The organism is Streptomyces sp. S.PB5 (assembly GCF_030403745.1).
GTDB lineage: Bacteria > Actinomycetota > Actinomycetes > Streptomycetales > Streptomycetaceae > Streptomyces.
In genome coordinates, this window is sequence record NZ_JAQMWP010000004.1 from 315,261 (window position 1) to 333,436 (window position 18,176).

17 protein-coding genes and 3 pseudogenes are annotated in these 18,176 nt (G+C 69.1%); 13 read left to right on the top strand and 7 right to left on the bottom strand.

The window, feature by feature from the left end; all coding sequences use genetic code 11:
- Window positions 1–541 precede the first annotated feature (541 nt).
- From PH203_RS12965 to PH203_RS12975, 3 genes are all read left to right on the top strand, one after another.
- The gene (locus PH203_RS12965) at window positions 542–820 is read left to right on the top strand and encodes a hypothetical protein (RefSeq protein WP_289920015.1); all 279 of its coding nucleotides are present in this window, start codon (window positions 542–544) and stop codon (window positions 818–820) included.
- Window positions 821–1,182: 362 nt separating this feature from the next.
- Window positions 1,183–1,539: a hypothetical protein gene (locus tag PH203_RS12970; protein WP_289920018.1), complete on the top strand. Its 357-nt coding sequence runs from the start codon at window positions 1,183–1,185 to the stop codon at window positions 1,537–1,539.
- Window positions 1,540–1,682: 143 nt separating this feature from the next.
- Window positions 1,683–2,009 carry a hypothetical protein gene (locus tag PH203_RS12975; RefSeq protein WP_289920020.1) on the top strand — a complete coding sequence of 109 codons (327 nt, stop codon included), beginning with the start codon at window positions 1,683–1,685 and terminating at the stop codon, window positions 2,007–2,009.
- A gap of 72 nt (window positions 2,010–2,081) precedes the next feature.
- Here the strand turns inward: PH203_RS12975 and PH203_RS12980 are convergent, their stop codons facing one another.
- Both PH203_RS12980 and PH203_RS12985 read right to left on the bottom strand, forming a co-directional pair.
- A complete protein-coding gene (locus tag PH203_RS12980) occupies window positions 2,082–2,321 on the bottom strand; it encodes a chaplin (protein WP_289920022.1) in 240 nt (79 codons plus the stop codon).
- A gap of 752 nt (window positions 2,322–3,073) precedes the next feature.
- The gene (locus PH203_RS12985; protein WP_289920024.1) at window positions 3,074–5,488 is read right to left on the bottom strand and encodes a S8 family serine peptidase; all 2,415 of its coding nucleotides are present in this window, start codon (window positions 5,486–5,488) and stop codon (window positions 3,074–3,076) included.
- Between the two features lie 243 nt (window positions 5,489–5,731).
- Between PH203_RS12985 and PH203_RS12990 the strand changes: the two genes are divergently transcribed.
- Window positions 5,732–6,988, top strand: a complete 1,257-nt coding sequence (locus tag PH203_RS12990) for an SdrD B-like domain-containing protein (RefSeq protein ID WP_289920026.1) — start codon at window positions 5,732–5,734, stop codon at window positions 6,986–6,988.
- 84 nt (window positions 6,989–7,072) lie between these two features.
- Here the strand turns inward: PH203_RS12990 and PH203_RS12995 are convergent, their stop codons facing one another.
- The 4 genes from PH203_RS12995 to PH203_RS13010 all read right to left on the bottom strand — a co-directional run bounded on the left by PH203_RS12995 (window position 7,073) and on the right by PH203_RS13010 (window position 10,490).
- Window positions 7,073–7,780: a L,D-transpeptidase family protein gene (locus PH203_RS12995; RefSeq protein WP_289920028.1), complete on the bottom strand. Its 708-nt coding sequence runs from the start codon at window positions 7,778–7,780 to the stop codon at window positions 7,073–7,075.
- 245 nt (window positions 7,781–8,025) lie between these two features.
- Complete coding sequence (locus PH203_RS13000) at window positions 8,026–8,397, bottom strand: hypothetical protein (RefSeq protein ID WP_289920029.1); 372 nt, start codon at window positions 8,395–8,397, stop codon at window positions 8,026–8,028.
- A 359-nt stretch (window positions 8,398–8,756) separates the two neighbouring features.
- Window positions 8,757–9,866 carry an LCP family protein gene (locus PH203_RS13005; protein ID WP_289920031.1) on the bottom strand — a complete coding sequence of 370 codons (1,110 nt, stop codon included), beginning with the start codon at window positions 9,864–9,866 and terminating at the stop codon, window positions 8,757–8,759.
- A gap of 144 nt (window positions 9,867–10,010) precedes the next feature.
- Window positions 10,011–10,490: a response regulator gene (locus tag PH203_RS13010; RefSeq protein ID WP_289920032.1), complete on the bottom strand. Its 480-nt coding sequence runs from the start codon at window positions 10,488–10,490 to the stop codon at window positions 10,011–10,013.
- Between the two features lie 293 nt (window positions 10,491–10,783).
- On the opposite strand from PH203_RS13010, the gene PH203_RS13015 reads away from it, so the two are divergent.
- The 4 genes from PH203_RS13015 to PH203_RS13030 all read left to right on the top strand — a co-directional run bounded on the left by PH203_RS13015 (window position 10,784) and on the right by PH203_RS13030 (window position 14,721).
- On the top strand, window positions 10,784–11,515 hold the full coding sequence (locus PH203_RS13015; protein WP_289920218.1) for a L,D-transpeptidase: 732 nt from the start codon (window positions 10,784–10,786) through the stop codon (window positions 11,513–11,515).
- A gap of 179 nt (window positions 11,516–11,694) precedes the next feature.
- Window positions 11,695–12,885, top strand: coding sequence for a hypothetical protein (locus PH203_RS13020; RefSeq protein ID WP_289920034.1), 1,191 nt, complete (start codon window positions 11,695–11,697; stop codon window positions 12,883–12,885).
- A gap of 38 nt (window positions 12,886–12,923) precedes the next feature.
- On the top strand, window positions 12,924–13,805 hold the full coding sequence (locus tag PH203_RS13025) for a hypothetical protein (RefSeq protein WP_289920036.1): 882 nt from the start codon (window positions 12,924–12,926) through the stop codon (window positions 13,803–13,805).
- 451 nt (window positions 13,806–14,256) lie between these two features.
- The gene (locus PH203_RS13030) at window positions 14,257–14,721 is read left to right on the top strand and encodes a DUF4334 domain-containing protein (RefSeq protein ID WP_289920039.1); all 465 of its coding nucleotides are present in this window, start codon (window positions 14,257–14,259) and stop codon (window positions 14,719–14,721) included.
- A gap of 37 nt (window positions 14,722–14,758) precedes the next feature.
- Here PH203_RS13030 and PH203_RS13035 read toward each other — a convergent pair whose 3' ends face one another.
- A complete protein-coding gene (locus PH203_RS13035) occupies window positions 14,759–14,938 on the bottom strand; it encodes a hypothetical protein (protein WP_289920042.1) in 180 nt (59 codons plus the stop codon).
- A gap of 349 nt (window positions 14,939–15,287) precedes the next feature.
- Here PH203_RS13035 and PH203_RS13040 point away from each other — a divergent pair, with 349 nt between their 5' ends.
- From PH203_RS13040 to PH203_RS13060, 5 genes and pseudogenes are all read left to right on the top strand, one after another.
- Window positions 15,288–16,376 carry a cobalamin-independent methionine synthase II family protein gene (locus tag PH203_RS13040; protein WP_354671243.1) on the top strand — a complete coding sequence of 363 codons (1,089 nt, stop codon included), beginning with the start codon at window positions 15,288–15,290 and terminating at the stop codon, window positions 16,374–16,376.
- Between the two features lie 69 nt (window positions 16,377–16,445).
- Complete coding sequence (locus PH203_RS13045) at window positions 16,446–16,727, top strand: hypothetical protein (RefSeq protein WP_289920047.1); 282 nt, start codon at window positions 16,446–16,448, stop codon at window positions 16,725–16,727.
- 130 nt (window positions 16,728–16,857) lie between these two features.
- Window positions 16,858–17,070 (top strand): annotated as a pseudogene (locus PH203_RS13050) (IS5/IS1182 family transposase); the annotation flags it as partial.
- A 15-nt stretch (window positions 17,071–17,085) separates the two neighbouring features.
- Window positions 17,086–17,223: pseudogene (locus PH203_RS13055) on the top strand (IS5/IS1182 family transposase); the annotation flags it as partial.
- A gap of 527 nt (window positions 17,224–17,750) precedes the next feature.
- A pseudogene (locus PH203_RS13060) lies at window positions 17,751–18,146 on the top strand (transposase); the annotation flags it as partial.
- Window positions 18,147–18,176: the final 30 nt, after the last annotated feature.

An 18,176-nucleotide genomic window follows, 5' to 3' on the forward strand; every position in this document is an offset into this window, starting at 1 on the left:
GAGGAGGGCCGAGAGGCCCGGAGCGTGAACCGCTGAATGGGGGAGGTCGTTGCTCGCTTTCGGGGTCGCGAGGCGCGGAACGGTGGTCAGGGAATTGCACATGACCGGCGTTGCCCTTCCGGGGAGAAGAATCTGAACCAGCGGCACGTCGTGGGGGTTTCTTCTTCGATATGGAGTCTCCGCGCCTGTTGGGTCGAGAGCCGCGACCCGACCGGTCTTTGCTGGATTCAGGAGGTGAGCAACTCTAGTCGCGTATCCGTATTTATCAGCGAACCCGTCAACTGTGTCGGACCTGTGGAGTCACCCGTCGTAGTCCGAATGGGCGGCGCTGGTGTTCAGCTGTTATGCGGGCCAGTCGAACGGGGGATTGCGCGATGAGCGCGATCTTTTCGTATGAGTTCCGAGAACTTTTCGGCTCAGGAGTTTCCAGCGTTTCCGGCCGTCGTTACGCATGCCGAAGTCAGGTACCGGGCTCATGTCGTCCGGACCGTGAATCTCTCAGGTGACTGCTGACCGCGTGTTACCGAGGAAAGGAACTCTTATGAAGCGTCTGAAGGTTGTGGGCGTCCTCGCCGGTGCCCTTGTCGTTGCCGGCGCCGCGCCGTCCGCGCAGGCGGCGCCCGCGGACGGAGTGGGGGGCCTGAGCGCCCTGGGCAACGTGGGGGACACGCTCTCCGTGCTGTCGCTGGCGAGTGGCGGCGGCCTGACCGGTAAGTCCGGCCTGTCGGACCTGGGAAGCGTCGCCGGTGTCGCGGGTGGCGGCGGTCTGGGCAACGCCACCGGGATCCTCAGCGGCATCGGGGGCGGTCTGGCGGGCTGACCCCGTTCGCCACCGTCACGCGTCGTCGTAGTGCAGTCCTGACGATCCATCCCTCGCGCCGGGCCCGGCTTGGGCGTCGGTCAACTCACCCTCCGCCCTGGCCGTCGCGCGCGCCGGGGCCGGTTCCTCGCTCTGTGGGAAACCGGCCCCGGCGCTGTGCTGTCACGCATCTGGCCCACTCGAATAACCGCATTACCTGTAACCGCATTACCTGCGAATTGCTGTCATCGGGCGAAAGTGGCCGCAACCCTGCACTGTTCGGCCGTGTGGGCTCGTTAGTCAGAGTGCGGCCGAAGCCGCACATCATGAAAGGGATCGTAACTGAGATGAAGTCGACCACCAGGGGAACCCTCTCCGCCGTCGTGACCGTCGTGGCCGCCGCAGGTGCCATGGCTGCGACGCCTGCTGTTGCAGCCGACCACGACGCGAAGGTGGGCGTTCCGCTGCACCAGGGTGGGCATGCGGTGCTTCTGGACACGAAGGAGGTCACCGCTGTCGTTCCTGTCCACGGCAACTCCCTGCCGGAGACTCGCAGCGTGCTCGGCTCGATGACGCCGGCCGGAGTGGACGGAGCCGTCCAGAAGATTGCCGGCAAGGCCCAGATTCCGGTTCCGAAGACCGATGGGGCCATGGTCGGGTCGGATGTGGCGAGTGTGGAACGGGACACGGCCACGGTCGACCTGCCGGGCGGCGGAGTGCCGAAGCTGCCCCTGAAGTGACCTCGCGCTGCCGGACCGCCGGGGACCGCCCGTCGGCCGGCCGCCGAGTCGAGTGAGGTGCACCGGGGTCCGGGCGGCACCACCGCCCGGACCCACGCAGCCCGGCCTCCTCTGGTGAGAACACCACGGACAAGGACGTACGCATGACGAAGACGATGAAGCAGCGCGCTGTCAGGGCATTCGGTGTCGCCACCTTTGGCGCTTTCCTCGTCGTGACGGGCTCCGGCGCGGCTGCGGCGGACGCGGAGCTGCAAGACCGCGCTGCCGTGCCGGTCGACGGAGGACTGCTCGAGGATGTGCCGCTGGTCCCCGAAGTGACGAAGTCCCTTGAGGGACTTCCGGGAACCGGACTGCCGTCGGCGGGCATCGTGCCCAAGCTGGACCAGGTGAACATGGGAGTTCCGCCCGAGGTGGCCTGGCTGGCCTCCACGCTGGGCATCAAGGGCATCAACCCCCTCGACAACCCCTGACACGGAGGCGGACGACAGCGCACCGCCTCCTGCAGTGCGCGCGGGAGGCGGTGCGCTGTCGCTGTGAACCGGTCAGTTGTTCTCGCAGGTGTTGTTCTCGGCGGTGTTGAGAGCGCCGATCACGGTGACGGTGTTGCCGCAGACATTGACCGGGATGTGCACCGGGACCTGGACCAGGTTGCCCGAGGCGACACCGGGTGAGTTGGAGGCCTCGCCGTTGGCGCAGGCGTCCGCCGCGGCCAGGCCGGCTCCGCCGAGCATCATGGTGCCGATACCGACTCCGACACCCATGACCTTTGCAATGCGGGACATCACTTACTCCTTTTGTACGGTCGGCGTTGGGGCTCGCGTGGCCGCCTGGGGGCGACCCTGCGTTCCGTTCAACGCCGCAGCTGGTGAGGGGTTACGACCTCGTACGAGATCACCCCGGACGTGGCACGACGGATTGCGTCGCTCTGCCGGCGCCGTCGGGCGCGTCGTGTGTTGCAAGCCGGAAGGCGCCGCTAACGTGACGGGCGGCCCGTCCGGAATATGACTGCCGTGTTCTTGAAACCTGCGTCGAGGACACGGCCGGGGCTCCCCCTGGCCGATTGTGGGGAGCCCCATCCAAGCTGTGGGTGTCAGGGCGTCACGGTCAGGTAGGTCAGGCCCGCGTCGCCGACGGTGTTCTCGCGGTACTCCACGATCCCGAAGTGGCGTCGATGGACGTCGAGTGGTGAAGCTCCCACAGCGGCTGTCGGGGTTTACCAGCCAGGTTCTGAGAACGAACGACAGCGGTGTCTGGGGCAGGGTGTCGCCGTCCTTGCAGACATACAGATCGAGATCCCGCCGTGTGCCGGTGTCGTCGGCCAGGGCGGCCACCCTGGCGAGTTCGGCGCCGTCGGGCACAGGGACGCGCATTCTGGCCGTCGCCCGGCTCTCGGCCGGACGGTCCGGGTCGAAGCGCGGTGCGGTTCCGGTGAGCGTTCCGGAGCGGGGGGTGTCGGAGTACAGGCCGCGCAGTCGGGTGTGCAGCTCACCCCGCCGGCCCACCCGGGTGTCCGTGTCACCGAGCCGGCGGTGCCCTAGCCCGCTGCGGTGCCGGGGGCGTCGAGTCGGTGTGCCAGGAGCGCGACCGGGCTGCGCACTTGGTGCTGTCGGTGCTCGTCGGTCCAGGTCAGGGTGCCGAAGGCCCACCGGCCGTAGACAGCGTCGCGCCGGGTGAGGCGGACGGTGAACCGGGCCGAGGCGCGCGGTGCCAGGTCCAGCACTTCGGGCGTGACGCGGGCCTCGAAACCGGCGGGCGGTTTCACCGTCGCCCGGTAGACGGCTCGGACGGAGCCCACGTTGGTGACCGTGCGGGTCACCGTCCGCCGCCCGGTCAGGTGTCCGACGGCGATCGACGGGCCGTTGAGATCGACGGCGTCGATGCGCCGCGCCGCGCCGCACCGGGGGTTGTTCCCAGGGACGTCCGGCCGGCTTACCGCGCACAGGAAGTCGGTCCAGTCGGCGAAGGCCGAGTCGTAGACCAGGCCGGGGTCCGCCGCGGCGGCCGGGGTGACATGACCGGAGCCGAGGTCGAACGGGGTGGCCTTCGCTCCGGAGCGGCGAACCGGCCGGCCCGTGCCGTCGGTGGTGGACGCGGTGGTCATCAGGGCCGACTTGACTGCCATGGGGGACCAGCCGGGGTGCAGGCCCTTCAGGAGCAGGGCCAGTCCCGCCACGTGGGGGGCAGCCATCGACGTGCCGGACAGCACGCCGAAGCGGGGGGTCGTGCCGACCGGCGCCACCCCCGCCGCGATGTCCACGCCTGGTGCGGCCAGGTCCGGCTTGAGTACGTCGCCGTGCGCGAGGGTGTCCGGGCCGCCGGACGAGAATCCCGCGATGCCGGGGGTCGGCCGGGGTACGCTCCGGGACGTGCCGAGCCGCACGGCGGCGTCCGAGGTGGCGGCGTACGCCCGGACTGCGGCGCCGTCCACCGCGCTCAGGTGCACGGTCGGCACGGAGACCACCTCTGTGAGGAGGTCCTGGTCGTCGTCGGTGTTGACCAGCACCATGCCGATACCACCGGCCCGCCGGACCTCGTCGCTCTTCGCGGCGCGGTCGATCCATCCCCGTTCGCAGATCACGACCGCACCCCGTGCCTTTGCCGCGTCGAGCGTGCCCGGAGAACACCGGGAGAGCCGCGCCGGGTCGGTGTCCGGTGCCCCCGCCCGGGCGGCGTCGACCAGCGGGGCCGACGCGACGGCCCGATCGGCGCCCGCCCCGGTGAAGACGGTTCCGTCGCCGAGTGCCAGGGCCGTGCGGTAGCCGGTGTCACCGTGGGCGGCGGCCACTGTGGTGACCCACGGGGCGGTGTTCGCCACGGTGCCCGGCCCGTTGTTCCCGGCCGCGGTGGCGACGAACACACCGGCCGCGGCGGCGTTGAGCTGCGCGGCGTACAGGGGGTTGTCCATGCTGGGCAGAGCGCCGCCGACCGACAGGTTGATCACGTCGACGCCGTCGGCCACAGCCCTGTCCATGGCGGCGACGACATCGGCCAGGGGACATCCCGCCGCGCCCCAGCACGCCTTGTAGGCGGCCACCCGAGCGGCCGGCGCGACACCCGACAGCTCGCCCTCCAGGACGGACGGGGGCAGGGACACGGCGACCCTGTGGTTGCCGGCGGCGATGGTGGCGGTGTGAGTGCCGTGTCCTTCCGTGTCCAGAGGTGAGGCCGGTGTTGCTCCCGGAACACTCTTGCCGAAGTAGGCGGCGCCGATCACCTTGCCCGTGCAGGTGAACCGTTGCCCGGGGCCGGTGCCGGCGTCGCAGCCGCCTCGCCACTTGCGGGCGATGGCCTCGGCGTCCGGGCGGGGTGCCGGTGACGGCCTCAGCATCGGGTTGGCCGGGTCGATCCCGGTGTCGACGACGCCGATGATCATGCCCTCGCCGGCGCGCCCGGGCCCGCCATCGAACCGGGACCACAGTCCCTGCCGGCTGGACAGTCCGAGGAAGCGGGCGGTGTCGGCGAGGGGGAGTGCGGAGGCGGCCGCCTCCGTCCTGGACCCCGTGAGGTACAGGGTCTCGTTGCGGGTGACCGAGCGGACGCCCGGTGCGGCGGTGAGCCGTGCGGCCTGGCCGGAGGTGAGCCGTGCGGCAAACCCGCTGAGCGCATGGTCGTAGGTGTGCAGCACCTCGGGTCGTGGTGCCACGGCCCGCCCCCGCCCGGACACGGCTGCCAGCAGGGCGTCCCGCCGCAGGTCCAGCCGCGCCACGTAAGCACGTACGGCATCGGAGTCCGGGTCCGGCCGTCGGCCGGCGGTGCGCCGGAGGTCCCGGTGCGTGACGACCGGTTCGTCCGCCAACTGGACCACGTAGACCCCGCTCAGCCCGTCCGGTCCGACGCCGGCGGCCGGTGCCGGCATGGCGGCGGGGCCCAGGACGAGGTATCCGGCGAGTGCACCGGAGAGGGCCAAGGCCAGGGCTCTGCACCTGTTCTGACGGCTTCTCGGGTACATCGGTGCTCCCTGACGGTCGTTCATCACCCTTTCGTCAGATCGTCAGGGACGCGGCGGCCGGTCGCGCGAGGGAGCGTGCGGCCGGGTGACCGAGCCCCATCTGGGCCAACGAGCACGATATTTGAGTTCCCGTTATTCCTACTAATGGGTCGATTGGGTGGATCTCCGGTGTGTCGATACATGCCATCGAAGGGGGGCTCTCGAGGGAGACGAGGACAAGTGCTCAACAGAGGAGAAGCGAACATGAGCGTTACACATCGGCATGCCCCGCCGGGCCCGCCGCGGCGCACGCGGATGCCGGTATGGCTCGGTGGGCTGAGCCTCGCGCTGGCAGCGACGGGATCGCTCGCCGGCACGGCGGCGGCGCTGCCGGGAGACCACGGCCCCAACCACTCCACGGCGTCGGACACACGGGCGGCGGAGGTCGCCAACAAGCTGGGCGACTACGTCTGGTACGACGAGAACGGCAACGGCGTGCAGGACGCGGACGAAAAGCCCGCGCCCGGCGTCCAGGCCAAGCTCGTCGACATGAACGGTGGAATCGTCCAGACCACGACCACCGACGCGGCCGGCAAGTACTCCTTCGAGAACTTCGCCAACGGCTGGTACAAGGTCTGCTTCACCAAGCCGAGCGGCTACAAGTGGACGAAGCACAACGCCAGCGGCTCGGACAACGACTCGGCCGTGTTCCCGGACACCGGGTGCAGCTACCCGGTGCAGGTGGAGAACTGCGACGACCTGACGATCGACGCCGGGCTGGTACCGCTCAACCGGCTGGGCGACCGCGTGTGGTTCGACACCAACGGCAACGGTATCCAGGACCCGGACGAGCGTGCGTCCCGCGCGAAGGCCCCGGGCGAGCCCGGTGCGCCCGCCATCAAGGTCCTGCTGAAGGACCCGGAGACCGGCGAGGTCCTGCGCACCACGTATACCGACGCCAACGGCAACTACCTGTTCCCGGACCTGGAGGACGGCAAGTACCGGGTCTGCTTCATCGCCCCCAAGGGCTATCTGTGGACCAAGCAGAACGCGGGCGGAGTCGGCGATGACTCGGTCGTCGATGTGAACACCGGCTGCACCCCGGTCGTCACGCTCGGCCCCGGCAACCGTGAGGACCTGACCCTCGACGCGGGTCTCGTCAAGGCGCTGCGGCTGACCCTCGTCAAGACTGAGAGCAAGCATCACAAGCCGTTGCGTGGCGCGGTGTTCCAGCTCTGGCAGAACACCAATGGTGTGCCCGGTCTGCAGCGGACCGGTGCGAACAAGGACACCTTGGTCGGGGACTGCGTGACCACGAAGAAGGGCCGCTGCTCCTTCGGCAGCCTGCGGGTCGGCACGTACTACCTGGTCGAGAAGGACGTGCCCGAGGGCTACGTCCTGCCGAAGAACCCGGTCACCGGGCCGTACAAGCTCACCTTCGCGAACGGCAGCAAGGGTGACGGCCTGGTCGTGAAGATCAGCAACAAGCGCGGTGAACCGTGCAAGGGCGGCAAGTGCTGATCGGGCCGGTCGGAGTGGCCTGAGATGCGTACGGCCCGCACATCCTGTCGGGGGTGTGCGGGCCGCGCACTTGTGCCCGTCGGTTCATGTGCCCGGCGCGCGTCCCCACACATACACCTGGTCGCCCTTGCGCAGGGTGTCCCACAGTCGCCGTGCGTCGGCGGACCGAAGGTTCACGCATCCGTGCGAGCCGCCCCGGAAGATGTCGCCGGAGTAGCCGTGGAAGGCCTGTCCCCGGCTGAAGAACTGGGCGTGCGGCATCGGTGCGTTGCCGTACAGGGTCGAGCGGTGGTCGATGCTGCGCCGGTAGACCCGGTGCCACCCGGTCCGGGTCTCTGAGCCGTCACGGCCCGTGCGCACCGGAACCGCCGGATAGACGACGCGCAGCCCTTCTCGCACCCACATCAGCCGACGGTCGAGGTCCACGCATGCGATCCGTGTCGAGTGGGCCGGGCACTTCCGACCGGGGTCGGGGTTGGCCCGTGCTTCCACGACCAGCACGGCGTGGTGGGTGATCGGTCCGGCGTAGCCCGCGGCCGGGCGGACACCGTTGCGCTGCTGGAAGGCGCGGATCGCCGCACAGTCGGAGGGGGACTGGCGTCCGTCGGCCCGCAGGCCGAGGTGTTGCTCCAGCCGCCGCTGGTAGGGGCCGGTGCCTGCGGTGCACGGCGGCGCGGACGACGCGGCGAACGCCGCGGGCGCGCAGGCGCCTGACACCAGCGTCATGACCAGGGCGGGAACGATGATGACCGCCGCGCGGATCGGACGGGCCTTCCGCGTTCTCGTTCTCAACGTCGCTCGTCTCCCCGTCTTCCTCGCGTCCGAAGCCCGGCACCGGACGTTCTCTGTCGTGTGTCCGTATTCGGATCAGGTGTTCGTACCGAGTTGTACCGGGCGGGTGCGGGGCGGTCACACGATCGGCGGCCGGTTGGGTCGGGTGGGTGAGCGTCAACCCCCGTTCGGCGGAACACGCGTGAGCGGCCGCCCCTGGCCGGGGCGGCCGCTCATGTTCTGCCGGTCCGCGTCAGCGGTCTGGGTTACCCGACAGGTAGCGGGATCCCGCCGGTGGTGTCGGTCAGGCCGCCGGTCAGGCCACCGGTCAGGCCGTCGGTCAGGCCGCCACCACTGGTGCCGCTCATCTTGTTGGAGCCGAGAAGGCCCGTCAGGAGGTCGCAGACGGTGTCGGCGATGCCGCCCAGGCCGAGGCCGGCGAGAAGGCCGCCCCCGGCGCCCCCGGTAAGGCCTCCGGTGAGGTCGCCGCGCTGCACGGACGTGCTCTGGGAGACCCGGTTGCGCTCCGGGTTCGAGATCGCGTTGGCGGCCTGTGCCGGAGCGGCCGCGGTGATGGCGCCGATGGTGAGAAGGGCGCCCGCGACGGTGCCGGCTATGGCGCGACGGATGCTGTTCATGTGTGACTCCTGTGACTGGGTGATGGAGCGGCCATCGCGGGTTGCGGTCAACCGCGCACGATGCGTAATCAGCCGCCTGCGGTCGACGTTATGTGAAGATCCGACGGGCTGCCCGCCCAGGTTGCGCCACCCGTGTCCCCGAAAAGCGCGCGGTTCGCATTCCCGCAGATCGGAGCGGGGTGATGGTCTTTCCTGACGGGCCCACAATTAGGCCGGACGCGTCATGTGCAGTGACGGCAGGCACCTTTCTCCAGTTGCTTCGACTGGAACGGGACCTACTCCCCATGGGCGGACGGTCGTGGACGAGAGGGCTGCTCTCCTCCTTGTCGGCTTTTCTTTCCGCGTGGCTGGCGTGCTTTTTACCGGCCTTCGCCGAATTCCCATCCGAAGAAGTCATGCCGGTGTCCTGCCCCGGCGCGGGCATGACTCGGTTCGGCGGTGGAGTCTCCTTTTCCAGCGGCCTCGGCGATGTTTTGGGACGGCAACCCGGAACACGCCAGCGCCGTGCCCCGCACGGGGGGTGTACGGCCGAGCAGCGGCGGCGGATCGGCTGCGGCAGGGGTGGAGCCCGCTGGGACGAGCGGGCGGTCCTGCCGCAGCCGGGAGAACAGCCGCCGCTCGGCCGCCGTGTCCCAGCGCAGTGTCGATCCGACACCCGGCAGGATCGGATGGAAGCCGCCGACCGGCACGGTCGTGAACTCGGTCGCCGACAGGGGGATCCGGCTCAGCACGGCGGCCAGGTCCAGCAGGCGGCCGACGCTCATACCCTGGTCGACCCGGACGGAGCCACGCAGCGTACGGGCCAGACGCACCATCGTTACCGGGTCGGCCAGCACGCCCTGCGTGGACAGTCGGCGCAGCGTCGCGACCAGGAACCGCTGCTGGCGCTGCACTCGCCCGATGTCGGCGCTGGCGTCCAGGTGCCGGGAACGGACGTACTGGAGAGCCTGGCCGCCCCCGAGCCGGTGGGTGCCCGGGGTGAGGTCGAGTCGGGTGGCGAAGTCCTGAAGAGGCCGGGCGGTGCAGACGTCGACGCCGCCGATCTCGTCGACGGCGTCCATGAAGCGCCGGAAGTCCACCTGGAGGTAGTGCTTGATGTCCACGCCGGTCATGTTCTCGACCGTGCGGACGGCGAGCGCGGGGCCGCCTTCGGCGTAGGCATGGTTGAGCTTGGCCGAATGCGCGGGGCGCAGGGCGCCAGTGACGTCGTCGCGGTGGGCGGGGACGAGGGCGTAGGAGTCGCGCGGCAGGCTGACGACACTCACCCGGTCGCGGGCGGCGGAGACATGGACGAGCATCATGACGTCCGTGCAGTGGCAGGCGGTGCCGCCCGCGTGAAACTGCTGCTTCTCCTGCTGAGTGATGGTGTCACGGTCGTCGATGCCCATCAGCAGGATGTTCGTGCCGGTGTCCTGACCGGGCGGGGTGGTGACCGTGGTGCCGCTGAGCGTGGCCGTTGCGGCGAGCATCAGGGCTGCCTGCACTGCCAGGCGGTGCAGGCGTCGCCGGGGAAGATGAGGGGCGGGGGGCTTCTTCGGGCGCGTCACGGTGTGAACATATGTTTTTCCGCCGTGGGCGTGCGGCGGCTCGCCAGTGGAGTGCCCCGAGTGGCCTCATGGGTTGTGGACGCCGGAGGGCACGCCGCTGTCGCTGTCGGCGGTGGGGGAGGGAACGGCGACGGGGGCTGCAGCGCGTCGTAACGCTCGCAGCGCCACCTGTGTCTCGTACAGATGGCGGACCTTGATCCGCAGCACCCACGGGTCGACGGGCATGAGGACCAGATCGGCGACGGCCAGTCGGTAGCCGAGGGCCGACAGGTCGCGCTCGCTTCCGGTGCTGGACAGCAGTACGACGGGGACGTCCCGGACCGGATCGAGACGTCTCATGCGGTGGACGAGGTCGAGCTCACCGGTGCTGTCCGTGCCTACGTTCAGCAGGATGACCGCGGGGTGGGCGTGCAGCAGCACCTTCAGGGCCTCGGAGGTGCCGCAGGCGCGGAGCAGAGGGTAGCGGAGCTGTTCGAGCGTGCTTTCCAGAGCGAACAGGGTGTCGTTGTGGCCGTCGACCACCAGGACCGGCGAGGGCTCGTGCACGGGGCTCTCCTCTCGATCCGGAAAGGTTATGTCCCGTTATTCGGGCCTGTCCTAGAAAGTGATTGATCGTGGGCGAGTACCCACGTGTGGGGGAACCTGGGACTGGGACGCGTGATCGACACGATCGGCTCAGCAGAACCTCTCCGTCAGGACTCCGGTGCCGTACTGCTGGAGGCAAGCGTGGGATGCGAGACGGTTACGGGAGGCCGACTGTGGTGAGGGACGCGGCAGCGAGGCTGGGGCGGACGCAGGTGAGGCGCTGGGCCGTGGTGGGCGCGGTGGCGCTGACGGCGGTGGTGTGGCCCGGCTCTGCCGGGGCCGGGGCGGTGCCCGGATGCGCCGCGGGTACGGGGCCGTATCAGCGGGAGATGGAGAAGTATGTGGAGCAACCGGTCGACGGGCGCCAGTCGGTCGCCGATTGCGTAGCGATCCTTGCCTTTCAGCGGAGCGCCGGGGTGCGCCCGGCCGACGGGTATGCGGGTCTGGCCACGTACCGGATGATGCTGGTCGCCCAGGCCCGTAAGAACCCCAACGCGGCGAAGAAGTGCCCGGTGCGCTCGTACAAGGTCGCCTGCGTGGACCTGTCCCGGCAGTTGGTGTGGGTGCAGCAGGGAAGCAAGGTGCTCTACGAGCCGGTGCCCGTACGCAGTGGCCGGGACGGCTACGAGACCCGGACCGGGTGGTTCCGGGTGTACTGGCGCTCCATCGACCACCATTCGACGCTCTACGACAACGCGCCCATGCCGTATTCCCAGTTCTTCAGCGGGGGACAGGCCTTCCACGGGGTGTACGGCGACCTGTTCAAGGGGGGTTCGCACGGCTGTGTGAACCTGCGGTACGACGACGCCAAGCGGCTGTGGAAGGCGCTGCGGCTGGACGACGCGGTGTACGTGTGGGGCGTGAAGCCCGGTACCTGGCGTACCGCGGATCCCCGTCCGGTCGCCGAGGTTCCCGACGAGTCCCTCGCCGGCGACCCGCCCCCGCCCCCGGCCGTGCACACTCCGCCACCCGTCGACGGTTCGTGAGCCGGAGTGAGTCCGGCTCCGGTATCGCGCTCGATATCTGAACTTCGGGCCGACACCACGTGCATGTCGGGAATGATGATGATTCGTCATATCTCATGCTCTACTGACCTCTGATCGCCGGTCATGACGTGACAGGCCCGCTGTCGGCGGATCGGCCGCGCAGCGAGGAGGTCGGGCGCATGAAGCGCAGGGTGCGCATCGTCGTGCTGGCCCTTTCCGGGCTGATGGCCCTGGCCGGCCCGGCCGTGGCCGGCGTGGAGGGGGGCGATCCGGTGCTGGAGGCCGGAGGTTCGGAGAGCGCCGGGATCGTCCAGGTCGCTCTCTCGCCCTCCGGGGCACGGCCCGGGGAGCCGGTGACCGTCCGGCTCACTGTGCGGGCGCCGCAGTGCACCGCCGTGCGGCGGGTCGGGGTGATGGTGCGGGACGGACTGGGACGACGGCTGGAACTTCCCGGTGGAGTCATCGAGGAAGCGCGGGTCTGCCCCGAAGGGCTCACCCTGACCGCCGAGCCGCACGCCTTTCGCGCCGGCACCTACACCCTGTCCGGGTACCACGAGGACGCGGCCGGCGAGCACGAGCTCGGCAGGGCGAGACTCACCGTTGTCTCAGGAGATCGATCCAACCGGCAGGCGACCGGGAGGAAACGTGTCTGGGCGGAGGAGTTCGACAAGGCACCCGCCTGGGGCAAACGCTGGATCAACACCGGCACTTCCGCGTACCGCTACGGCACGCACTCCCCGGACGACGACAAGCTGGACTGGGTGGACCGCCGGGCCGTGAAGGTGACCGACGGCCGTGCCGTCTTCACCGCCCGGCCCTCGAAGCACACCTTGGAGAACGGCCGACGCGCCTGGGACACGGGGCTGATCACGACCGAGGGCTCCCGTGAGCGCTTCCGGCTCAGGACCGGGGACTATGTCGAGACGCGCGTTCAGCTCCCCACCGCCCCCGGTGCGTGGGCGGCCATGTGGACGTGGACGGACGGCGGGGGTGAGGTCGACGTGTTCGAGTACCACCCGGACACCCCGGAGCTGCTCGAGATGGTCAACCACACCCGGTACGCGGCGAACTATCACCCGATCGTCGTTCCGAAGACGGTCCCCGGGAAGAAGGGGGCCGAGTCGGGGAAGGCCGCGCGCGGTGGTGGCGTGTGGCTGCGTATCGGGGTGGCCATGGGGGCCTCCTCCGTCGACTGGTATGTCGACGACGTTCTCGTGTACCAGGACGGTCGCGGTGTGGGACGGGGCTGGTCCGCCTGCCTGACGCTGAGTCTGTCCGTCTCGTCGGGCGTCTACCACCCGCCCCCGCCCACCGAGCATCCGTTCAGCTTTGCCGTGGACTACGTGCACGTCTACCGGGCGCAGCGATAGCGGTTGCTGACCGTCAGACAGAGCCACATCCTTCACGCATGATCAGAAAACGCATCATCATGGGAGTCGCCCCGGCGCTGCTTCTGGCGTTGCTGCCGCAGAACGGCAGGGCACAGGCCGCGACGGTCGACTCCTGCGTCCCGCCCGTGTGGACGGGGAACGGACAGACGGTCGCCGTGTCGCTGGACTGGCCGGACGAAACGATCACTCCGGGCACTCGGCGGCTTCTGGGCGTGCGCGTGACCAACACCGGGGACCGGCCGACGGAAGAGGCGGTACGGGTGGTGGTGCACACCGCGGGGCCCAACCGCATCGAGGGCGGCGAGCTGCCGGGATTCCAGTACTTCGGTACCGGGGCGTCCTACGAGGTGCCGGCTGGGCTCGATCCTGGTGCGAGTGACAGTCGCCAGGTGCCGATCATGTTGCTTGCGCACATCGCCCCGAACACCGTCTCGCACTGCGATGTCAGCGCCTTTCGTGGCGGGGACCGGGCCACGGCGGCGTACGACGTGGTCACCGGAGACCCGGAGGTCGATCTGAGTGCCGAGGTGCCGGACGTCTCGGCACGGCCGGGGGAGACGGTCGAGGTGCCGGTGACAGTGCGCAACGCGGGGCCGTCCAACGAGTACACGGGGCCTACGGCGTTCACCCTGACAGCTCCCGCGCACACGACCTGGGCCGAGCCCTACCCTCACTACGGACGTCCGTGTACGGCCGATGCCGAGCGCACCGTGCTGACGTGCGGTGGCGAGGGTGTCGGCGCCCCGCTGGTCTGGCGCCCGGCCTTCCTGTACCCGAAGCTGGCGGTCGCCGCGGACGCGAAGCCCGGCACCACCCTGGACTGTGGCCTCGTCGCCGTCACCAACCGTTACGACCCTGTCCCGTTCTCCGGCACGCACTTCTCCGTCGGTGTTGTCTGAACCGGTGGCGGGAGGCTGTTCGACGGCGCCGGCATGCGGAGAGGAAACGGTGCTCCGGCTTGTGAGCCGGGCCGGAAGATCACCTCGCCGAGGCGAGTTCCGATCTGCTGCGCTGTCCGGCGTCCAACCGGTAGTCCCCGGCGTGAATATGGGCCGGATCAGCACGGTTGGCGACTTCCCCGTTGCCTGCTCCGCCTTTGCCGGCCGGGGCCGTGCGGGCAGCGCAAGGTTCATGACTGCACATGGGCAAGGAAGTCCTGAGACCTCATCTGGCAGAGGGCGAGTCCACGGATCAGTGAAGGGGGCAGTGGCCGACGTTCGCGTTCTTCGCAGCGGGCAGGACAGGGAGCAGCAACGGGTGCAGGCGTCCTGCGGCGCCGTTACGTTGTCCCTGAGGGTGTTGATTTACCACATACACATCCGCCCCGAAAGCTTGAGGAAGAGGAAATCAATGCATCTGAAGGAACACTTTCTCCAAGTTGTCCGGACAGGAGAGGCGTGCGGCGGAACTCTGCTGTACGAGGTCTTCGATGCACTGGAGCCGGTCGAGCGCGGATTCCTCACGGGAACGTGGCGGGGTGGGGTATTCGACACCGCCTGCGAATCCACGATGAAGCTGGTTTCCATGAGCTGGTACGGCAAGCGGTTCGACGACACCGAGGACGCCGAGCCGCTGTTGTGTCAGCGCTCTGACGGCTCTATCGCTCCGAACTGGGAACTCGGACAGGCGCGACTGCGGGAAGTGGCTTTCCGCGGTAAGACATCGGTGGCGATGGTCTACGACTCGGTCCCGATCATCGATCACTTCCGAAAAGCGGACGAGGGCACCGTACTCGGACTGATGGATTGCAAGGGTCGCCCGGCCGACTTTTTCTTCCATCTCACGCGTGTGCACCGGACGGAATCCCGGTCGTGACCGTCACAGCTGCAGCGCGCTCGGTGGCACCGGTAGTTCATTGAATCCGGCGGTGGAGACCGGGGCTTGTCCGGTGCTGACCGAGCCAGGAACGCAGATGGCCGGCCGGTCCGGAGTCGTCGACCGCGATGAGGCGCTGCACCACAGGCATCCTCTCCCGCGCCGCGGGCGGCGCGGTCAGGTAATCGCGGAACCCCTCCATAATCGCCATACTCATGATGAATATGATTGCCGGACAGGATAAAGGCCTCTGTACACCATCGAGTGAAACATAACTTGGTTGCCGTTTCCGGCACTTGCTCCCGTACGTTGCCGCCACTGTGGTCCCTCCCCAGGGGTCGGGACTGCTAAGTATCCCGGCTAAGGAGCAACCAGTGAGTACGTTGAACGGGGAGCACGGTTCTTCCGCCGATCACGGAAGCGATCGGCGCGATTTCCTCAAGTCCGCCGGATATGCCGCTGTGGCAACAGGAGTTATGGCGGTCAGCGGCGGGCTCGGGCTCGGGCTCGATGCGGAGGCAGCGGCCGCTTCCCGCCGTATGCCAACGGGAAGGGGTGGGGCGAGGATTTCCCTGCCGACCGAGCCCATCGGCAGCATTCCGCGTCCGGCGTACCTGATTCAGGCGAACCGGGACTTCGCCGCGGGCCGGATCGGTCAGCGGGAACTCGACGAGTACCGTGAGCGCGCACTGCGCGACACGATTGAGAAGTTCATCGCGACCGGCTCTGAGGTCATCACTGACGGCGAGCAGAGCAAGCCGAGTTTCGCCACCTATCCGGTCGCGGGCCTGAAGCTGAATCCGGGCGGACAGGTCGTGCCGTTCGCCGACGGCCACATCCGCCAGCTGCCGCTGCTGACGGAGGGGAACTTCCGGTACCAGGCGCACGGCGGCGACTACCTCAGGAAGACCCGCGAGATGGTGCGGACGACCCGGTCGGTGACCGACCTCCCGGTGAAGGTGAAGCAGGCGGTGATCGCACCGTCCATGCTGAGCATGTTCTACCCCCCTCTGGGCATCAGCGGCTACTCCAGGGAGCAGTTCCACGACGACCTCGTCAACGAGGCGGAGGCCGAGCTGCGCGGCTGCCTCGAAGGCGGCGCCCACAAGGTCCAGATGGACTTCACCGAGGGCCGGGTCTCCTACAAGCTCGACCCGGACGGGGGGATGCTGCGGCGGTTCGTCGCCCTGAACAACGAGGTGCTGGACCGTTTCTCCCCCGAAGAGCGTCAGCGCATCGGCGTTCATACCTGCCCCGGCGGCGACCAGGACTCCACCCACAGCGCGGACATCGACTACGCGAAGTTCCTGCCGCGGTTCTTCGACCTGCACGCGGGCAACTTCTACCTCCAGATGGCCAGCGAGCCCGACCGGCGCCGCATGCTGGCCCTGGTGCGGGAGCACATCAAGCCCGACCAGCGGGTCTTCATCGGGGTGACCGACCCCATCAACCCCCGGGTCGAGACGCCGCAAGAGGTGTGCGAACGGGTGCTGGAGGCCGCGGAGTTCATCCCGCTGAGCCAGCTCGGCACCGGCGACGACTGCGGCTTCGCCCCCTTCGCCGACGACACGTCGACGCCGCGGGAGACCGCGTTCGCCAAGATCCGGGCGCGCGTCGAGGGAACCCGCCTGGCCGAGGAACGCCTCAGCGCGTAGCCGCCCGGCGACCCCGGGCGACCGGGAATCCACAGAGACCGAGAACCGGAAAGAGAACTGGTAGTTCTGATGAGCATGCTGCACAAGATCGTCACCACCGGCGTGATCGTGGCCGGGCTGACTCTCGCCGTCGTTCCGACCGCGTCGGCCGACAACGGTTCGTTCCTCACCGGCACCGCTGACTCCAAGACGCCCCTGGCGAGCCCGCTCGGCGCCGTCGCGCTAGGCGGCGGCCTGGCCGGCGGCATCGTCGACATGCAGGGCGAGACGGCCGGCGCCGCGATCAAGCAGACCGCCGCCGGAGTCCCCGCCGTACTCCCCCTCCTGGCCAGCGCGATCCCCACCGACTAGAGCCTTCGCCCTCCTTTCACCGACGGCCCGTCAAGTCGGTGACCCTGTTGGCGAAGTCTTCTGCGCGTGATTATGTCGGCCCCCGAGTCTGGTTCTCGGGGGCCGACGTCGTGGCGGAGGGAGGTCAGCGATGTCGTTTCGGTCAGCGAGTACGGGTGACGTGCCGGCAGAGACGGCACGAGTGGCGAGGGCCTCGTTCCCCAAGGGCAGGCTGGCGATCCGGATCCGGGACCAGTTGGGCGTGCTGTTCACCGATGAAGAGTTCGCGGACCTCCTGTTTCCCGCGCGGGGCCGGCCTGCCTGGTCTCCGGGAGGACTCGCGCTGGTGTCGGTGCCCCAGTTCGCCGCGGACCTGCCGGCGCTGTCCCGGGCCCGGGCAGCCGTCGAGCGTGCCCCAGCCCGGCTCAAGAGATGACGGATCTTCCGCAAGGCGCGGTGCAGCCCGAATCGAAAGACGCCAGACGCGGCGGCCGTCCTCACCCTGGAACGGCAACGCGGCGGCCGTCCTCACCCTGGAACGGCAACGCTGAAAGAGCTCACTCTCCTCGGGACTGTCGGCCGCCGGATCCTGACCGGCCTGCTTCCGCCCCGACGGCAGCGGGTCAGCACCCGCAAGGTCAAGTCACCGATGTCCCGCTACAGCGAGCGCCACCCCGACGGCCGGCCCGGCACCAGCCGCACCGTAACCGGCCTCGGCGTCACCGTCCTCGAACCCGTGGATCAACCCGCGCCGCCCCGGCCTCCCGGGACGACCGGCACACCGCCCCCGCCGCCCGGTGCCGACACCGCATCCTGGCACTCCGCCAGGAAGACCCCACGCGCCTCCGGCAACCCCGTGAAATCGCCGGCCGCTTCGGCGACGTCACCCTGGAAACCATGTACAGACAACTGAATCGGTGGGCGGGCCGCCAGCGGCCTCATCCACAAGCTCGGGCCCCGGCCTCTATGCCGCAACACCCTGGTCCCCAGCCCCACTTGCGTAACCTGAGACAACGCCAACTACCCGGCCTTGGGGGAGGCCCCGACCGCGTCCGCGACGTCTTCCGCGCCGAGTGGGCCCATCAGCCGCCGCTGGTCGAAGAGGCACTGGGCAAGCAGATGCTCGCCCTCCTCATCCAGCCGGAAGCCGCCTGCACCGCCGCCGACCAGCTGGCGAAGGCGGTGGAAGAGGCGTTCCCTCAGCACCCGGACGCCAAGATCCTGCTGAACTTACCCGGGCTCGGCATCCAGCTCGCCGCCCGGATCCTCGCTGAGATCGGGGACGACCCCACCCGCTTCGGCGACGCCCGCGGCCTCAAGACATACGCCGGCTCCTCGCCCATCACCAGGGCCTCCGGCAGGAAGTCGGCGGTCACCCCAAGGTGGGTGAAGAACGACCGGCTCAATCACGCCGGCTACCTCGGGGCCTTCGCCTCACTCCGACCAAGATCACTCGCCCAGGCGCCCTGT

Bases quoted from the DNA above. Each gene is read 5' to 3' on its own strand.
- PH203_RS12965 (WP_289920015.1), top strand. From the start codon at position 542: ATGAAGCGTCTGAAGGTTGTGGGCGTCCTCGCCGGTGCCCTTGTCGTT.
- PH203_RS12975 (WP_289920020.1), top strand. From the start codon at position 1,683: ATGACGAAGACGATGAAGCAGCGCGCTGTCAGGGCATTCGGTGTCGCC.
- PH203_RS12980 (WP_289920022.1), bottom strand. From the start codon at position 2,321: ATGTCCCGCATTGCAAAGGTCATGGGTGTCGGAGTCGGTATCGGCACC.
- PH203_RS12985 (WP_289920024.1), bottom strand. From the start codon at position 5,488: ATGTACCCGAGAAGCCGTCAGAACAGGTGCAGAGCCCTGGCCTTGGCC.
- PH203_RS12990 (WP_289920026.1), top strand. From the start codon at position 5,732: ATGAGCGTTACACATCGGCATGCCCCGCCGGGCCCGCCGCGGCGCACG.
- PH203_RS13000 (WP_289920029.1), bottom strand. From the start codon at position 8,397: ATGAACAGCATCCGTCGCGCCATAGCCGGCACCGTCGCGGGCGCCCTT.
- PH203_RS13005 (WP_289920031.1), bottom strand. From the start codon at position 9,866: ATGCTCGCCGCAACGGCCACGCTCAGCGGCACCACGGTCACCACCCCG.
- PH203_RS13020 (WP_289920034.1), top strand. From the start codon at position 11,695: ATGAAGCGCAGGGTGCGCATCGTCGTGCTGGCCCTTTCCGGGCTGATG.
- PH203_RS13025 (WP_289920036.1), top strand. From the start codon at position 12,924: ATGATCAGAAAACGCATCATCATGGGAGTCGCCCCGGCGCTGCTTCTG.
- PH203_RS13030 (WP_289920039.1), top strand. From the start codon at position 14,257: ATGCATCTGAAGGAACACTTTCTCCAAGTTGTCCGGACAGGAGAGGCG.
- PH203_RS13035 (WP_289920042.1), bottom strand. From the start codon at position 14,938: ATGAGTATGGCGATTATGGAGGGGTTCCGCGATTACCTGACCGCGCCG.
- PH203_RS13045 (WP_289920047.1), top strand. From the start codon at position 16,446: ATGAGCATGCTGCACAAGATCGTCACCACCGGCGTGATCGTGGCCGGG.